We start from the raw sequence: 16,039 nt of genomic DNA on the forward strand, positions 1-16,039 counted from the left end.
GCGGGCCGCCGCCGCCGCGCATAACAGCGATGTCCATCTGAGGAGCTTCTCATGCGCCAGTGGACCATCGACGCCTTCGCCAGCGGCCCGTTCAAGGGCAATCCCGCCTGTGTGGTCGAGCCTCTCCAGGCTTGGGCGTCCGATGCCTGGATGCAGACCCTGGCGGCCGAGAACAACCAGGCCGAGACGGCCTACCTGCTGAAGACCGAGGACCCGGCGCGGTTTGGCCTGCGCTGGTTCACGCCCGCCCTCGAAGCCCCGCTCTGCGGCCACGCCACCCTGGCGGCGGCGCACATGCTGTTCGAGGAACTGGGCGTCGACGTCCCGCTGCTGACCTTCGATACCCTCTCGGGTCCGCTGACGGTCAAGCGGACGGCGACGGGGCTGGAGATGGACTTTCCGGCCGATCCGCCGCGCCGCACGGACGTTCCCGAAGGCCTCGCCGAAGCCCTGAGCGCCCAGCCCGTCGAGGTGTGGGCGGGCGCGTATCTGGTCGCGGTGATGGCGGATGAGTCGGCGGTGCGCGGATTGAAGCCGGATCTGGCGGCCCTGAGCAAGATCGGCGGCGAGGCCCACGGTGGTCCGGGCCAGACGGTGGTCGTGGCCCTCGCGGACGCCGACCGGCCCTATGCCGTGGTCAGCCGCTTCTTCGCGCCGGGCTTCGGCATCCCGGAGGATCCGACCACCGGCTCGGCCCACTGCATCCTGATGCCGCTGTATGGCGACAAGCTGGGACAAGGCGTCCTGAAGTTCCACCAGGCCTATCCCGGTAGGGGCGGGGACCTGGAATGCGAAAGCCGCGGCGCGCGCGTTCTGTTGCGCGGCCGCGGCTTCACGGTACTGGAGAGCCGGCTCCGGGTGGAGCCGGCCTAGCTCAGGTGGTTACCAGCGCGGACGATAGTCGTCGCGGTGGTCACGATCGCGGCCATAGCCGTAGCCATAGTCACGATCATGGCGCTCGAAGCGGACCTGGGCGCTTATGCGGTCCAGGCGGCGGTCGAGGTCGGCGCGCTCCCAGCCGTTCAGGCCGTCGCGGCGATAGCGGTATTCGAGACGGTCGATGTCGCGCAGCTCGGCGCGCAGGCGGTAGGCCTCGCCACGGGTCAGCGAGCCGTTGCGCAGGCCAATGTCGATGCGGCGGTCAAGCTGGGCTTCGCGCTGGTCGATCGGTTGGGCCGAGGCCACGGCGGGGACGGTGGCGGCCGCCAGGGCCGAGACCGCGGCGATCGAAATCAGGATCTTTTTCATCGGTTCGGTTCCTCTTTGACTTCGCGTCGATCCGGGGGGAGCGACGTTGAGCCAAGAAAAACACACGACGCCTGAAGCGGTTCTGAGCCGCTCGTTGTGTTGTGTTCATCTCCGACGGAGCGAGTGGCGTTACGCGGCTTGGGCCATGCGGGCGGCGGCCATGGCCTGTTCGATGGCGGCGTAGAGTTTGGTCACCTCGATCGGCTTGGCCACGTGGCCGTCCATGCCGGCGGCCAGATAGCCCTCGACCTGGTGGGCCAGGGCGTTGGCGGTGACCGCCACGATCGGCGTGCGCGGGCGGCCCTCGGCGGCTTCCAGCGCGCGGATCGCCTGGGCGGCCTCGACGCCGTCCATGCCGGGCATGTGGATGTCCATCAGCACGATGTCGAATTGGGCGGCCTTCCAGGCCTCGACGCAGGCCGCGCCGTCGTCGACCAGCACGACCTCGGCGTTTAGCGGCGCGAGGACGGCCTCGACCACCTTCTGGTTGGTCGGATTGTCGTCGGCGGCCAGCACCCGCAGGCAGGTGGTGTCGGCGGGCGATTCTGCCGGGTGGTCGTCGTCGATATAGTGGACGTCGACCGGCGTCTCCTCACGAGGCAGGGCGACCCGGACGGTGAAGGTCGAGCCGCGGCCTTCGCGGCTCTGCACCTTGATCGAGCCGCCCATCAGATTGGCCAGCTCGCGGCAGATGGCCAGGCCCAGGCCCGAGCCGCCGAAGCGGCGAGTGGTCGAGCTGTCGGCCTGGACGAACTTGTCGAACAGGCGCGGCAGGATCTCGGGCGAGATGCCGATGCCGGTGTCGGCCACGTCGATCCGCAGGCCGTCGCCGTCCTCGGCCGAGGCGAAGCGGATGGCGACCGCGCCTTCGAGGGTGAACTTCAGGGCGTTGGCGATCAGGTTGCCCAGGATCTGGCGCAGCCGGTCGGCGTCGCCGCGCCACAGGCCTTGCGCCTCGGGGGCCACGGCGACCTCGAACGCCAGGCCCTTGTCGCGGGCCTGGGGTCCGTAGGTCTCGCGGATCGCCTGGGCCAGCTGGGCGATGTCGAACGGGCGGTCCTGGGTCTCCAGGCGGCCGGCCTCGATCTTGGACAGGTCCAGCACGTCATTGAGCACGCCCAGCAGCAGGCCGCCGGAGTCGCGGATCACCGACAGGCGCTCGCGCTGGGCGGGGGCCAGGTCGTCCATGGCCATGACCTCGGCCATGGCCAGCACGCCGTTCAGCGGGGTGCGGATCTCGTGGCTCATATTGGCCAGGAAGTGCGACTTCAGCACGTTGGCGGCGTTGGCGTCGTCCCGGGCCTTGACCAGCTCGGCCATGGCGCCGCGCAGGTCGTGGTCATTGGTCTGCAGCCGCATCACCAGGTGGTTGAAGCTGTCGGTCAGGCTGCGGAACACGTCGTCGTCGGCGGTCTGCTCGACGGCCTTGAACCGGCCGCCGACCGCGGTGTCGTGCATGGCTTTCGAAAGGCGCTCCATCGGCCGGGCCAGGCGGCGGGCCAGGCTGTTGGCCAGCAGGATCGCCAGGCCCGCGGCGCCGAAGAACAGGGCGCCGGTCAAGGCTAGGTCGCGGGCCAGGGTCTGGCCCAGGCCCGGATGCTGGGCGACGAGAACCAAGGTGCCGACCTTCTGCGAGGAGAGCTTGATTGGACGGACCATGGTGTCGGCGTCGGTCGGATTGGCCGCGCCCAGCTGGGCGACGGTCCGGCCCCGGGTGTCGATGATGCGCACGGCCGCCACGTTAGGCGCCTTGGCCACGGCCTCCAGCGCCCGATAGACGCCGACCATGTTGTGATCGGCCAGCGGCGCCGCGGCGCCGGCGGCGGCCATCTGGGCCAGAATCTCGTGATTGGCGCGGGCTTCCTGACGGGCCACGCTCCATTGCTGCAACATGAAGCATAGGCACGCGGCCACGAGCGCCAGCACGGTCGTGGCCAAGGCTACGCCAGCAATGCGCGCCTGTAGCGGTGCGTGTGTCGACGCACTACTCGCGTTGTTGTTGTGGCTGTCGCTCATCAGCGTCCAGGAACTCAGTTGTCGCGACAGTGTGACGCAAGGTTCCTAACGGTTCGCTTCCAAGGCGAGCGAGAGTCACGCGACAAAACAACGCTAACGCTCATTTCTGGATTGCTTTGCTTTAACATTCTATTTACCTTTCCTCTTAGTGTTTCGTTAACGGAGGCGGGCGTGGAAAAGGTTTTTGTTGCAAAGCGTGTGACCAACAAGTTGTACGCGACTGAAGCGGCGGTGGACGCCGCGACGGCGCAAGTCGCTGAAATGATGGCCGAGCTGGTGCAAGCCCGTAAGGATCTGAACTTGGCGGCCACGTTTGGCCACGGCGTCAGCGTCAAGGTCGCGGACGCCATGCAGGCGCTCATCGTCGCGCGGACGGCGATCGTCGAGGCGCACACCCAGCTGGATGAAAGCCGTCTGCGGCTCGGCATCCGCACCAGCATGGTCGGTAACCTTCCGCCTGAGAAAGGCCTAGAAGGCCCGACCGGCTTGCGCGAGGCCGTCTGAGGTTTCGACAAAGCGACATTGCAATAGTTTAATACCTTTGGGCCTCTAATCTGGTTTAGAGGCCCAAAGCATGCTTGCTCCTTTACAGCTGTTGTATTTGGTCAATTGGCTGCTGCTTGCGGTCACGTGCATCGGCGCGTGGCGATGGGGCGCACGGCCCGAGCGCAGCGGCGCGGCGTTGTTGCTGGGGACTTGGCTCGCCGTCGTCCTGGCAGGCCTTATTCGCGACAAGGAACTTGCGCGGGGCGTCTTCTTGGCCCTGGACGGTGTGTTGGCCCTGGGCTTGCTGCTCCTGGCGTTGCGCCACACCACCCGCTGGCTGGGCGTCGCCGTCCTCCTGCAGGGCGTGCAGTTCAGCCTTCACGCCTATTACCTCGTGGCGGCCAGACGGTACGACAACCTCTTTGTCATGGTGAATAACCTGGTCAGCCTGGGCGTGCTGATCTGCTTGCTGGCGGGCGTGGCGCTGGCTTGGCGTTCGCGTCGAGCGGTCGCAAAATAATTTCCCTGAGCGCGGCCAAATCGGCTCCTCGCGACAAATCTCTCCTTGCCTTTTGCCCGCGAACGCTGTTTCTCGCCGGCGGGCCACATCCCCCCAACGGGATGCAGTCCATCTGCAAGGATGGGAGACATCGCAGTGACTACGACCCTCGCCAAGCCGGCGATCCGCCCGGCGCGTCCCGAGTTCTCTTCCGGCCCGTGCGCCAAGCGCCCCGGCTGGACCCCCGAAAATCTCCAGAACGCCGTCCTCGGCCGCTCGCACCGGTCGAAGCTGGGCAAGGGCCGCCTGAAGGCCGCCATCGACCAGACGCGGCAAGTGCTGGAAGTCCCCGCCGACTTCCTGATCGGCATCGTCGCCGGTTCGGACACCGGCGCCGTCGAGATGGCCATGTGGTCGATGCTCGGCGCGCGCCCTGTCCAGCTGCTGGCCTTCGAGTCCTTCGGCAAGGACTGGGTCACCGACGTCACCAAGCAATTGAAGCTGCCCGACGTCGAGGTGCTCAGCGCCCCGTACGGCCAGCTGCCCGACACGTCCAAGGTCGATCCGGCCAAGGACCTGGTCTTCACCTGGAATGGCACGACCTCGGGCGTGCGCGTCCCGAACGCCGACTTCATCTCGGCCGACCGTGAAGGCATCACCATCTGCGACGCCACCAGCGCCGCCTTCGCCCAGGACCTGGACTGGGACAAGCTCGATGTCGTGACCTTCTCCTGGCAGAAGGCGCTGGGCGGCGAGGGCGCGCACGGGATCCTGATCCTGTCGCCGCGCGCCGTGGCCCGCCTGGAAAGCTACACGCCGCCCTGGCCGATGCCGAAGCTGTTCCGCATGACGAAAGCGGGCAAGATCGCCGCCGACATCTTCGAGGGCGCGACGATCAACACGCCGTCGATGCTCTGTGTCGAGGATGCGCTGGACGCCCTGAAATGGGCGGCTTCGATCGGCGGTCTCGAAGCCATGCAGGCCCGCGCCGACCAGAACCTGGCCGTGCTGGCCGACTGGGTCGCCAAGACCCCGTGGGTGGACTTCCTGGCGGCCACGCCGGAGATCCGCTCCAACACCTCGGTGTGCTTAAAGGTGGTCGATCCCACCATCGCCGCCCTGCCGGAAGACGCCCAGGCCGACTTCGCCAAGAAGCTGGCCAGCCTGCTCGAGAAGGAGGGCGCGGCCCTCGACATCGGCGGCTATCGCGACGCCCCGGCCGGCCTGCGCATCTGGTGCGGCGCCACGGTGGAAGCCTCGGATCTCGAGGCCCTGACGCCGTGGCTCGACTGGGCCTTCGCCACCGTCTCGGCCGAGCTGGCCGCCGCTTAAGCCTTTAGTACTGGCCCCCTCCGCGCTGCGCGCTCCTCCCCCGAAGGGGGAAGAAGGGCACGTTGAAACCCTTCCTCCCCCTTCGGGGGAGGGGGACCGCCGAACGGCGGTGGAGGGGGCTCTTCCCAGACATTCTCCGCAAGGAACACCTCACATGGCTCCCCGCGTCCTCATCGCTGACAAGCTCAGCCCCGCCGCCGTCGACATCTTCAAGAACCGCGGCGTCGACTTCGACATCAAGACCGGCCTCACCAAGGACGAGCTGATCGCCGTGATCGGCGACTATGACGGCATCGCCATCCGCTCGGGCGCCAAGCTCGACAAGGACGTGATCGCCGCCGCCCACAAGCTGCAGGTCATCGCCCGGGCCGGCATCGGCGTCGACAATGTCGACATCCCGGCCGCCACCGCCAAGGGCGTGGTGGTGATGAACACCCCGTTCGGCAACTCGATCACCACGGCCGAGCACGCCATCGCCATGATGTTCGCCCTGGCCCGCCAGCTGCCCCAGGCCGACGCCTCGACCCAGGCCGGCAAGTGGGAGAAGAACCGCTTCATGGGCGTGGAGCTGTACGCCAAGACCCTGGGCCTGATCGGGGCCGGCAATATCGGCGGCATCGTCGCCGACCGCGCCCTGGGCCTGAAGATGAAGGTCGTGGCCTATGACCCGTTCCTGTCGCCCGAGCGCGCCGTGGAAATGGGCGTCGAGAAGGTCGAGCTGGAAGAGCTTCTGGCCCGCGCCGACGTCATCACCCTGCACACCCCGCTGACCGACAAGACCCGCAACATCCTGTCGGCCGAGAACCTGGCCAAGACCAAGAAGGGCGTGCTGATCGTCAACTGCGCCCGCGGCGGCCTGGTCGACGAGGCGGCGCTGCGCAAGCTGCTCGACGACGGTCACGTCGGCGGCGCGGCCTTCGACGTGTTCGTCACCGAGCCGGCCAAGGAAAATCCGCTGTTCGGCTCGGACAAGGTCGTGGCCACCCCGCACCTGGGCGCCAGCACCACCGAAGCCCAGGAGAACGTGGCCCTGCAGGTCGCCGAGCAGGTCAGCGACTACCTGCTGACCGGCGCGGTCACCAACGCCCTGAACAGCCCCTCGATCACCGCGGAAGAAGCCCCCAAGCTGAAGCCGTTCGTGGCCCTGGCCGAGAAGATCGGCGCCCTGGCCGGCCAGATGGTCGACTTCGGCATCTCCGCCATCGACATCGCCTTCGAGGGCGAGGTCTCCAAGCTGAACGTCAAGCCGATGACCTCGGCGGCGCTGGCCGGGATCCTCAAGCCGATGCTGGCCGAGATCAACATGGTCTCCGCTCCGGCCGTGGCCAAGGAGCGCGGCATCACCGTCTCGGAGAGCCGCCAGGAGGTCAGCCCCACCTATGACAGCCTGATGCGGATCACCATCACCACCGAGAAGGGCAAGCGCGCCTTCGCCGGCACGGTGATCGCCGGCGCCCCGCGCGTCGTCGAGGTCAAGGGCATGGAGTTGGACGCGGGCTTCTCGCCGGCCATGCTCTACATCAACAACCTGGACAAGCCGGGCTTCATCGGCGCGCTGGGCATGCTGCTGGGCGAAGCGGGCGTCAATATCGCCACCTTCAACCTGGGCCGCCTGTCGGCCGACGAGGACGCGATCGCCCTGGTCGGCGTCGACCAGGCTCCGGACGCGGCCCTGCTGGCCAAGATCCAGGCCCTGCCGCACGTGAAGGAAGCGCGCGCGCTGACGTTCTGAGGCTAGGACCTGAAGATCCTCCCCCGCGACGCGGGGGAGGATCCAGGACAAAGGCGGTTCATGTCCCTGTTTCGTCCCCGCAAGATCAGCTGGCCCGGCTTCCTGGTGTTCGTCGCCGCCACGGTCTTCACCCTGTACGCGGCCTTGGCCCCCGGCGACGACACCGCCGGCCTGATCCCGTGGGACAAGGCCAAGCACTTCATCGTCTTCTACGGCCTGACCTTCCTGGCCACGGTAGCCCTGCCGCGCAGCCGGTGGTGGAAGATCGGGACGGTGCTGCTGGCCTTCGGCGTCGGCATCGAGATCCTGCAAGGCCTGCCGATCGTCGGTCGCGACGCCGATGTCTTCGACGTGGTCGCCGACACCTTGGGCATCGGCTTCTTCTTCGGGCCGACGGTCGTGCGCGCCTGGCTGGACGGCGTCGAGGCCGATCAGTCGTAGCCCAGATGCTCGGGCCGGAAATAGAACAGCCAGTCCAGCTTCAGCACGTTCTGTAGCTCGCGAAAGCTGGGCGGCTCGTAGCGCGAGACCACGTGCAGCGGCGCGCCCCTGATCTTCAGGACCTCGACCAGCAGCACCAGCGAGGTGTCGACCGAAGCGATCCGCGCGGCCCGCTCGATCACCGTGCTCCAGTCGACCAGGCTGTAGCCCTCGACGAAGCGCAGGCGGACTTCCTTCTCGGGCGCCTTGTGCGGGAAGGGCAGGGTGCGGCTGCTGCAGGTCTCGTTGATCAGGCAGTAGGGGACGCCGTCGTCGAGACCCAACTCGCGGAACAGGCGCTCTTCTTTATCCCGATCGCGCTTCAACTCGACATGGTCGGCCCAGTCGTCCATCGGCACGCCGGCGATCTGATACTTCAGGTCCATCGTCTGCTCGGGCGCGTACCGCCAGCAGAAGAACAGCGACAGATAGGTGTAGTTCGGCCCCTCGATCGGGCTCATCGCGATCTTGTCGGACAGGAACAGCATCTCGTCGCGGAAGTCGAAGGCCTCGTCGTCGAGGATCGGCGTCTCGACGTTCGGCGGCATGACCAGGGTGTCGTAGACCCAGCTGTGCTTTCGCAGCACGGGCATGATCACGCGGCGGCCGGTGGCGGCGTAGGTCTTGACGATCTTCTGGATGAAGAACAGGTCGCCGACCATGCCGGGCTGGAAGATGAGTACCGGCTTCATGCCGCTCCGCCGAATCTAGAGACACGCCAGTCTGGCACAACTTGGCGGCGGACCTAGGCGGACGTCGTGCCGCAGCCCCGCCGTCCCCGGAACCGCGCCTGTCGACTTGACTCTCCGAGAGGAGAAGATCAGAACAAAAGTGGAACAAGGAGTGCGGAATGGCCGGATCGCGCGAGGCGCGTCTTGCGGCCCTCAGAGGCCGGATCGCCGCGATCGAAGCGGGGACTCGGACTCCGACTCCGGTCCTGCCGTTCGGCGATCCGGCCATCGACGGCTGCTTTCCGGGCGGCGGCCTGCCGCTGGGCGGCTGGCACGAGGTGACGGGCGCGGGTCTGGAGGACGAGACCGGCGCGGCCCCGGCCGCCTTTGTCGGTCTGCTTTTGCGGTCTCTGCTCTCCACTGGGGTCAAGACCGGGGCGGTGGTCTGGGTGGCGCGGCGCGGCGACCTGTTCGCGCCCGGCCTGGCCGGCCTCGGCTTCCCGGCCGGACGGCTGATCCAGGTGCGAGCTCGCGACGAGGCCGAGGTGCTGTCGGTGCTGGAGGACGCCCTTTCCACGCAAGGCGTGGCGGCCGCCGTCGGCGAGGCCGAGGCCCCGGATCTGACCGCCGGCCGCCGCCTGCAGCTGGCCTGCGAGAAGCGCGGCGGCTTGGGGGTGCTGCTGCACCGAAGACCCTATGGCGGCCAAGTGGGGCGAGGAGGGGCGGGAAAGCCCCGGATGGTGTCCGGCTCGGCCTCGTTCAGCCGCTGGCGCATCGCCGCCGCCCCCAGCCAGCCGGACGCCGGCGAGCTGGGCCTCGGACCCTCCCGCTGGCGGGTCGAACTGGAACGCTGCCGGGGCGGACGCCCGGGCGGCTGGATCTTGGAGCAGTCGGATGCCGCGCATCCTTTCCGTCTGGTGTCCCAACTGGCCGATCACGACGTGGCGGCGGCGGAACCCTTGCGGAAAGTCGGGTGATACTGGCCCCTCTTCCCCCTCCGGGGGAGGAGGATGCGCAGGATCCGGAGGGGGCAAGGCCTCGCCGGACGCTCCCTTCGCCCTGCTGATCTCCGAGCACGGAACCCGTCGCCTCGCCGCCGTCGACGAGACCGCCCGGGCCCTTGGCCTGTCCGCCGGCCAGAAGGCCGCCGACGCCCTGGCCCTGGTCCCGAACCTGGTCACGGCAGACCACGATCCGGCCGCCGACCGCGCGGCGCTGGAGGCCCTCTGCGACTGGTGCGTGCGGTTCTCGCCGGCCGTGGCCATCGACGGCGACGACGGCCTGCTGCTGGACATCACCGGGACCGACCACCTGTGGGGCGGCGAGGCGGCCATGCTGGTCGACCTCGTCGGCCGCCTGGCCCGCTGGGGCGTGCCGGCCCGGGCGGCGATCGCCGACACGGCCGGGGCGGCCTGGGCCCTGGCTCGATTTGGAGCCCGCTACGGCGACGACCTGGCCATCGCCCCGCCGGGACAGCAGCGCGCGGCGATCCAGGACCTGCCCGTCGCGGCCCTGCGCCTCGAGGACGCCGCCGAAGCCCAGTTGCCGCGCCTGGGCCTGCACCGGGTCGGCCAGCTGTTCGCCTTGCCGCGCGCCCAACTGGCCAAGCGCTTCGGCCTGGCCCTGACTCTGCGCCTGGACCAGGCTCTGGGCATGGCCGCCGAGGCCCTGACCTTCCGCCGCCCGGCCACGCCGTGGTTCGACCGCCTGGCCTTCTTCGAGCCGATCAGCGCGCCCGAGGACCTGGCCCGGGTGACCGGCGACGCGCTGGACCTGATCTGCGCCCGGCTGGAGGCCGAGGGGCGCGGGGCCAAGCGGTTCGAGGTCGTATTCCACCGCCTGGACGGCAAGGCCTATCCGGTGCGGGCCGGCCTGGCGCGGATCGGCCGCGACGCCAAGCGCCTGACCCGGCTGCTGGTCCCCAAGCTGGACAAGGTCGACCCCGGCTTCGGCATCGAGGTGGTCACTGTCCACGCCGGTGGCGTCGAAGCCCTGGCCGCGGCTCAGGAGCGCCTCGACGACGAAGCCGGGAACAATCTCGACGAGACCCTGGCCCCGCTGATCGACCGGTTGGTCAACCGCCTGGGCGAGAACCGGGTCTGGCGCGCCGACCCGTTCGAGAGCCACGTGCCCGAGCGTTCGGTGGTCCGCGTCGCGCCGCTGGACCCGCCGGCGGCGGCCCAGTGGGATCCCGACCGCCCGCGCCCGGTGCGGCTGTTCAAGCGGCCGGAGGCGATCACCGCCATGGCCAAGGTGCCGGACGACCCGCCGGTCCAGTTCACCTGGCGCGGCCGGTCCCACCGCGTTCGCCACGCCGAGGGCCCCGAGCGCATCGGCCAGGAATGGTGGCGCGCCGGAACGGGCGAGCAGGACACCGGGCCGGGCAAGGTCCGTGACTACTACCGCGTCGAGGACGAGGCCGGCGGCCGGTTCTGGATCTATCGCCAGGGCCTGTTCGGCGGCGACGAAGCGCCGAAGTGGTGGATCCATGGCCTGTTCGGTTGAAAACGGCTCCCCCCACCTGACCTCGCTTCGCGAGGTCGTCCGCCCCCAAAGGCGGGCGGAAGGTTCGCGTCCGTCTTCCCCTTCCGGGGGAGGAGCGCGAAGCGCGGAGGGGGCAAGTCGATGACCGCCTATGCCGAGCTCCAGGCCACCACCAACTTCTCGTTCCTGCGCGGGGCCTCCCACGCCGAGGAGCTGGCGATCGCGGCCGAGGCCCTGGGGCTGACCGCGTTCGCGGTCACCGACCGCAACACCCTGTCGGGGATCGTCCGCGCCTGGGCGGCGGCCAAGACGCGCAACGTCCGGGCCCTGACCGGCTGCCGGCTGGACTTCATAGACGGCACGCCCAGCCTGCTGTGCTACCCGACCGACCGCGAGGCGTTCGCGCGGCTGACGCGCCTTTTGACCGTCGGCCAGCGCCGGGCGGAGAAGGGCGAGTGCCATCTGACCTGGGGGGACTTCCTGGACCATTCGGACGGCCAGCTGGGCCTGATCGTGCCGCCGGCCAAGCTGGACGCGACCTTCGAGACGGACCTGACCCGCATGGCCGGCGACCTGCGCGGGCGCGCGTGGCTGGCGGCCAGCCGCGCCTACGCCGCCCAGGACCTCAAGCGCCTCTCACGGCTCGACGCGCTGGGCCAGGCAGCCGGCGCGCCGATCGTGGCGACCAACGACGTGCTCTATCACGGCCCCGAGCGGCGGCCGCTGCAGGACGTCATCACCTGCGTGCGTGAGCACTGCTCGATCCAGGAGGCCGGCTTCCGCCTCGAGGCCAACGCCGAGCGCCACATCAAGTCGCCGCCCGAAATGGCCCGCCTGTTCGAGCGCTGGCCGCGCGCCGTCGAGCGCACCCTCGAGATCGTCGAGCGCATCGGTTTCGACCTCGGCCAGCTGAAGGAGGAATATCCCGACGAACCGGTGCCGCCCGGCAAGACGGCCATGCAGCACCTGACCGACTTGACCTGGGCCGGCGCGGCCTGGCGCTATCCGGCCGGCGTGCCCGACAAGGTCACCGCCCAGCTGACCGAAGAGCTGCGGCTGATCCGCAAGATGGACTACCCCAACTATTTCATCACGGTGCACGACATCGTCCACAAGGCGCGGGAAATGGGCATTCTGTGCCAGGGGCGCGGCTCGGCGGCCAATTCCTCGGTCTGCTACTGCCTGGGCGTGACGGCGATCGATCCGACCGAGCACCGGCTGCTGTTCACCCGCTTCATCTCCGAGAACCGCGGCGAGCCGCCCGACATCGACGTCGACTTCGAGCACGAGCGGCGCGAGGAGGTGATGCAGTACGTCTATGAGCGCTACGGCCGGGAATACGCGGCCATTTGCGGGACGGTGATCCACTACCGCCCGCGCAGCGCCATCCGCGACGTCGGCAAGGCCCTGGGCCTGACCGAGGACGTCACCTCGCTGCTGGCCGGCACGGTCTGGGGCAGCTGGGGTTCGGGCCTGCCCGAGGAGCACCTGCGCAATGCGGGCCTGGATCCGGAGGCGCCGGAGATCGCCCGCGCCGTCGCCCTGGCCACCGAGCTGATGGGTTTTCCGCGCCACCTGTCGCAGCACGTCGGCGGCTTCGTCCTGACCAAGCGGCGGCTGGACGAGACCGTGCCGATCGGCAACGCGGCGATGAAGGACCGCACCTTCATCGAGTGGGACAAGGACGACATCGACAGCCTCTCCCTGATGAAGGTCGACGTGCTGGCCCTGGGGATGCTGACCGCCATCCAGCGGGCCTTCGGCATGCTGCGGAACGACCATGGCGAGCCGATCGTCGACCTGGCCGACGTGCCCAAGGAGGTCGAGGGCGTCTACGACATGCTGTGCGCGGCCGACAGCGTCGGGGTGTTCCAGGTCGAGAGCCGGGCCCAGATGTCGATGCTGCCGCGCCTGCGGCCGCGCAAGTTCTACGATCTGGTCATCGAGGTGGCGATCGTCCGTCCGGGCCCGATCCAGGGCGACATGGTCCACCCCTATCTGAAGCGGCGCAGCGGGATCGAGCCGGTGGAATGGCCCGCGCCATCGCCCGAGCACGGGCCGCCGGACGAGCTCTACGAGATCCTCGGCAACACCTATGGCGTGCCGCTGTTCCAGGAGCAGGCCATGAGCCTGGCTATCGAGGCGGCCAAGTTCACGCCGGACGAGGCCGACGGCCTGCGCAAGGCCATGGCCACCTTCCGCAACCTCGGCACCCCCGCCGAATACCGGGACAAGTTCGTCGAGGGCATGGTCCGGCGTGGCTATCAGCGCGACTTCGCCGAGCGCTGCTTCAAGCAGATCGAGGGCTTTGGCCATTACGGCTTTCCGGAAAGCCACGCGGCCAGCTTCGCCAAGCTGGTCTATGTCTCGGCCTGGATCAAATGGGCCTGGCCGGACGTGTTCTGCGCGGCCCTGATCAACTCCCAGCCGATGGGCTTCTACCAGCCCGCCCAGCTGGTCCGCGACGCCCGCGAGCACGGGGTCGAGGTGCTGGCCCCGGACATCCTGGCCAGCGACTGGGACTGCACGCTGGAAAAGGGCGCGGCCGGCTTCCAGCCGCCCCGGATCCGCGCCGACAAGATCGCCTGCCAGCAGACGCGCCCCCGCTGGAAGGCGGTCCGCCTAGGCTTTCGTCAGATCAAGGGGCTGAAGGAAAAGATCGACATCCCGCCGCTCTTGAAGGCCCGGGCCGAAGGCGCGCGCCTGCCCGGCGAGTTCGCCCAGGCCGGCGTGCCGCAGAAGGCGCTGGAGCTGCTGGCCGAGGCCGACGCCTTCGCCTCGGTCGGGCTCACGCGCCGTGAGGCGCTGTGGGCGGTTAAGGGGCTGAAGGGCGAGCACAAGGCCCCGGTCCAGGCCCCTCTGCTGGCCGGCCTGCCGCTGTTCGAGGCCAAGGTCGCCCTGCCGGAAATGGCCGCGACCCAGGAGGTGGCCGAGGACTACCGCACCACCAGCCTGTCGCTGAAGGCTCATCCGGTCGGTTTCTACCGCCCGATGCTGACGCGGCGCGGGGTGATCACGGCCGAGCGGCTGCTGTCGGTCAAGGACGGTCAGCGGGTGTCGGTGGCGGGGCTGGTGCTGATCCGCCAGCGGCCGGGCACGGCCAAGGGCGTGGTGTTCGTGACCCTGGAGGACGAGACGGGCGTGGCCAACGCCGTGGTCTGGAAGGACCGCTTCGAGGCCGATCGCAACGTGGTGATGACCGCCTCGTTCCTGGTCGTCCACGGCCGGGTGCAGCGGGCCGAGAACGTGATCCACATCGTCGCCGAGACCTTCACCGACCTCTCGGCCCACCTGTCGACCCTGCGCGATGAGCCCGGCGCCCCGGCCCCGCGCGTGCGCCAAAAGGTGTCGGGCCGCCTGTTGCGAAGCCGGGACTTCCACTGAGGCGGCGCCCCTCACGGCGATCCAAATGCTCCATGTTTGCGCTAACATTATTCGTTTTACTTTGGTTTGGCCGGCCCATATCGTGGCCGGCATGAACGTCGTCCGGCCCAGAGAAGGCCGGTGAGCGGTCAGCGTCTGACGATCGTCGGACGACGGAGCGAAGCGTGGAGGCTCGAGGGGACGAATGACCAGACGAACACAAGCCGCCGAGCGCGCGTACGACGGCTCCGGCGACCTGACGCCGACCCAACTGAAGGTCCTCGAGCGGGTGAACTCGGGTCTGCTGAACAAGCAGATCGCGTTCGACCTCGGCATCGCCGAGGCCACCGTCAAGGCGCACATGACCGCTCTGATGCGCAAGCTGAACGTCCACAATCGCACCCAGGCGGCCCTTGCGGCGCAAGGCATGATCGTCAAGCTTCGGGCGAGCGCCGACCGAGGGTAGCGTTCGGGGCCGAACGCAGAGGGGGAGATCCGATTGCCGAGAGGGGCCGTCCGCAAGCTTGGCGCGACCATGGACGATGTCGCGGCGCGGGCCGGCGTGTCGGCCATGACCGTGTCGCGGGTGATCAACGGCCGCAGCAACGTCGGCGCGGAGACGCGCGCGGCGGTGCATGAGGCGATCCGCGCCCTGGGCTACACCCCCAACGTCGCCGCGCGCAGCCTGGTCACCTCGGCGGAGCTGAGGATCGGGGTCATCTACGCCAATCCCAGCGCGGCCTTCATGAGCGACTTCCTGACCGGCGTGTTCGAGGAGGCCTCGGCCCGGGGCGCGCGCCTGGTGCTGCTGAAGGGCGGCGAGGGCGGGGGCGCGCCGGACAAGGCCGCGATCGACACCCTGCTGGCCGCCGGCGTCGGCGGCGTCATCCTGGCCCCGCCGCTGGGCGAGGCCGCCTCGGTGCTGCGGGTGCTGCGCAAGGCGGGGCTGCCGATGGCGGCCGTGGGCGCCTACGGCGTGCGGGACGCGATCTGCGTGCGCATCGACGACCGCCACGCCGCCTTCGAAATGGCTCGGGAGCTGATAGAGCTGGGCCACCGCCGGCTGGGCTTCATCCTCGGCAATCCTGACCAAGCGGCCAGCGCCGAACGCCTGGCCGGGTTCCTGGCCGCCGTACGCGAGGCCGAGGGCGTGAGCATCGTCACCGCCCAGGGCGACTTCAGCTTCGCCTCGGGCCTGGCGGCGGCCGAGCAGCTGCTGGACGCCTCGCCGCCGCCGACGGCGATCTTCGCCAGCAACGACGACATGGCCGCCGCGGCCGTCTCGGTCGCCCATCGCCGCCAGCTGGACGTGCCGGGCGAGCTGACCGTGGTGGGCTTCGACGACACCTCGGCGGCGGTGACGCTGTGGCCGCCGCTGACCACCATCCATCAGCCGGTGCGCAAGCTGGCCGCCGAGGCGCTGGGCCTGCTGGCGGCCGAGATCACGGCGGGCCAGGAACCGACCGACCGGCGCGCCGACCACGTGCTGGAGTACGAGATCGTCCGGCGCCAGTCGACGGCTTCGAGGCAGGGTTGATCGCCATTCAAACCTCTGACCACGATTTATAGCTCCGTCATTCCCGCCCTCGTGGCGGGAACCCCTCTGTCGGCCGCAGGTGCGGGAGGGGCGACCTGCTAAGCAGGTCGCTGGCGTCTCACGTGTCAGCTGAACCAGGGGTTCCCGCCACAAGGGCGGGAATGACGGTGAAAATGATGGCGCGGGTTGAA

At 69.1% G+C, this 16,039-nt stretch carries 13 protein-coding genes and 3 pseudogenes; 12 read left to right on the forward strand and 4 right to left on the reverse strand.

Annotated features, from left to right (window positions below; translation table 11 throughout):
• Positions 1–51 precede the first annotated feature (51 nt).
• On the forward strand, positions 52–873 hold the full coding sequence (locus tag ABIC66_RS18410) for a PhzF family phenazine biosynthesis protein (protein ID WP_354071909.1): 822 nt from the start codon (positions 52–54) through the stop codon (positions 871–873).
• Between the two features lie 9 nt (positions 874–882).
• Here the strand turns inward: ABIC66_RS18410 and ABIC66_RS18415 are convergent, their stop codons facing one another.
• Together ABIC66_RS18415 and ABIC66_RS18420 are read right to left on the reverse strand one after the other, a co-directional pair.
• Entirely contained in the window at positions 883–1,248 is a 366-nt protein-coding gene (locus ABIC66_RS18415; RefSeq protein ID WP_354071911.1) for a hypothetical protein, read from the reverse strand.
• Between the two features lie 129 nt (positions 1,249–1,377).
• Positions 1,378–3,355 (reverse strand): annotated as a pseudogene (locus ABIC66_RS18420) (ATP-binding protein).
• 80 nt (positions 3,356–3,435) lie between these two features.
• Here ABIC66_RS18420 and ABIC66_RS18425 point away from each other — a divergent pair.
• From ABIC66_RS18425 to ABIC66_RS18435, 3 genes are all read left to right on the forward strand, one after another.
• Positions 3,436–3,768 (forward strand): hypothetical protein, encoded by a 333-nt coding sequence (locus ABIC66_RS18425; RefSeq protein WP_354071913.1) that lies wholly within the window; start codon positions 3,436–3,438, stop codon positions 3,766–3,768.
• Positions 3,769–3,838: 70 nt separating this feature from the next.
• Positions 3,839–4,270, forward strand: a complete 432-nt coding sequence (locus ABIC66_RS18430; RefSeq protein ID WP_354071914.1) for a hypothetical protein — start codon at positions 3,839–3,841, stop codon at positions 4,268–4,270.
• 135 nt (positions 4,271–4,405) lie between these two features.
• A complete protein-coding gene (locus ABIC66_RS18435) occupies positions 4,406–5,581 on the forward strand; it encodes a phosphoserine transaminase (protein WP_354071916.1) in 1,176 nt (391 codons plus the stop codon).
• 67 nt (positions 5,582–5,648) lie between these two features.
• Here the strand turns inward: ABIC66_RS18435 and ABIC66_RS18440 are convergent.
• Positions 5,649–5,714, reverse strand: a pseudogene (locus ABIC66_RS18440) (hypothetical protein); the annotation flags it as partial.
• 21 nt (positions 5,715–5,735) lie between these two features.
• On the opposite strand from ABIC66_RS18440, the gene serA reads away from it, so the two are divergent.
• Together serA and ABIC66_RS18450 are read left to right on the forward strand one after the other, a co-directional pair.
• A complete protein-coding gene (serA, locus tag ABIC66_RS18445) occupies positions 5,736–7,313 on the forward strand; it encodes a phosphoglycerate dehydrogenase (RefSeq protein WP_354071918.1) in 1,578 nt (525 codons plus the stop codon).
• A 60-nt stretch (positions 7,314–7,373) separates the two neighbouring features.
• Entirely contained in the window at positions 7,374–7,754 is a 381-nt protein-coding gene (locus ABIC66_RS18450; RefSeq protein WP_354071920.1) for a VanZ family protein, read from the forward strand.
• On the opposite strand, the gene ABIC66_RS18455 is transcribed toward ABIC66_RS18450, so the two are convergent.
• Entirely contained in the window at positions 7,745–8,485 is a 741-nt protein-coding gene (locus ABIC66_RS18455; RefSeq protein ID WP_354071921.1) for a hypothetical protein, read from the reverse strand. The genes ABIC66_RS18450 and ABIC66_RS18455 overlap by 10 nt on opposite strands.
• A gap of 158 nt (positions 8,486–8,643) precedes the next feature.
• On the opposite strand from ABIC66_RS18455, the gene ABIC66_RS18460 reads away from it, so the two are divergent.
• From ABIC66_RS18460 to ABIC66_RS18485, 6 genes and pseudogenes are all read left to right on the forward strand, one after another.
• Positions 8,644–9,441, forward strand: a complete 798-nt coding sequence (locus ABIC66_RS18460) for an ImuA family protein (protein ID WP_354071923.1) — start codon at positions 8,644–8,646, stop codon at positions 9,439–9,441.
• The gene (locus ABIC66_RS18465) at positions 9,359–10,969 is read left to right on the forward strand and encodes a DUF6504 family protein (RefSeq protein WP_354071925.1); all 1,611 of its coding nucleotides are present in this window, start codon (positions 9,359–9,361) and stop codon (positions 10,967–10,969) included. Before ABIC66_RS18460 ends, ABIC66_RS18465 begins: the two co-directional genes overlap by 83 nt.
• 120 nt (positions 10,970–11,089) lie before the next feature.
• On the forward strand, positions 11,090–14,332 hold the full coding sequence (locus ABIC66_RS18470) for an error-prone DNA polymerase (protein WP_354071927.1): 3,243 nt from the start codon (positions 11,090–11,092) through the stop codon (positions 14,330–14,332).
• A 184-nt stretch (positions 14,333–14,516) separates the two neighbouring features.
• A complete protein-coding gene (locus ABIC66_RS18475; RefSeq protein WP_354071928.1) occupies positions 14,517–14,777 on the forward strand; it encodes a response regulator transcription factor in 261 nt (86 codons plus the stop codon).
• Positions 14,778–14,846: 69 nt separating this feature from the next.
• Positions 14,847–15,848 carry a LacI family DNA-binding transcriptional regulator gene (locus ABIC66_RS18480; RefSeq protein WP_354072015.1) on the forward strand — a complete coding sequence of 334 codons (1,002 nt, stop codon included), beginning with the start codon at positions 14,847–14,849 and terminating at the stop codon, positions 15,846–15,848.
• A 28-nt stretch (positions 15,849–15,876) separates the two neighbouring features.
• Positions 15,877–16,016: pseudogene (locus tag ABIC66_RS18485) on the forward strand (hypothetical protein); the annotation flags it as partial.
• Between the last annotated feature and the right edge of the window lie 23 nt (positions 16,017–16,039).

The sequence above is a fragment of the Caulobacter sp. 1776 genome, assembly GCF_040545685.1.
GTDB lineage: Bacteria > Pseudomonadota > Alphaproteobacteria > Caulobacterales > Caulobacteraceae > Caulobacter.

Excerpts from the sequence above, each read along its gene's own strand:
- ABIC66_RS18410 (WP_354071909.1), top strand. The coding sequence starts at position 52 with ATGCGCCAGTGGACCATCGACGCCTTCGCCAGCGGCCCGTTCAAGGGC.
- ABIC66_RS18415 (WP_354071911.1), bottom strand. The coding sequence starts at position 1,248 with ATGAAAAAGATCCTGATTTCGATCGCCGCGGTCTCGGCCCTGGCGGCC.
- ABIC66_RS18430 (WP_354071914.1), top strand. The coding sequence starts at position 3,839 with ATGCTTGCTCCTTTACAGCTGTTGTATTTGGTCAATTGGCTGCTGCTT.
- serA (WP_354071918.1), top strand. The coding sequence starts at position 5,736 with ATGGCTCCCCGCGTCCTCATCGCTGACAAGCTCAGCCCCGCCGCCGTC.
- ABIC66_RS18450 (WP_354071920.1), top strand. The coding sequence starts at position 7,374 with ATGTCCCTGTTTCGTCCCCGCAAGATCAGCTGGCCCGGCTTCCTGGTG.
- ABIC66_RS18455 (WP_354071921.1), bottom strand. The coding sequence starts at position 8,485 with ATGAAGCCGGTACTCATCTTCCAGCCCGGCATGGTCGGCGACCTGTTC.
- ABIC66_RS18460 (WP_354071923.1), top strand. The coding sequence starts at position 8,644 with ATGGCCGGATCGCGCGAGGCGCGTCTTGCGGCCCTCAGAGGCCGGATC.
- ABIC66_RS18465 (WP_354071925.1), top strand. The coding sequence starts at position 9,359 with ATGCCGCGCATCCTTTCCGTCTGGTGTCCCAACTGGCCGATCACGACG.
- ABIC66_RS18470 (WP_354071927.1), top strand. The coding sequence starts at position 11,090 with ATGACCGCCTATGCCGAGCTCCAGGCCACCACCAACTTCTCGTTCCTG.
- ABIC66_RS18475 (WP_354071928.1), top strand. The coding sequence starts at position 14,517 with ATGACCAGACGAACACAAGCCGCCGAGCGCGCGTACGACGGCTCCGGC.
- ABIC66_RS18480 (WP_354072015.1), top strand. The coding sequence starts at position 14,847 with ATGGACGATGTCGCGGCGCGGGCCGGCGTGTCGGCCATGACCGTGTCG.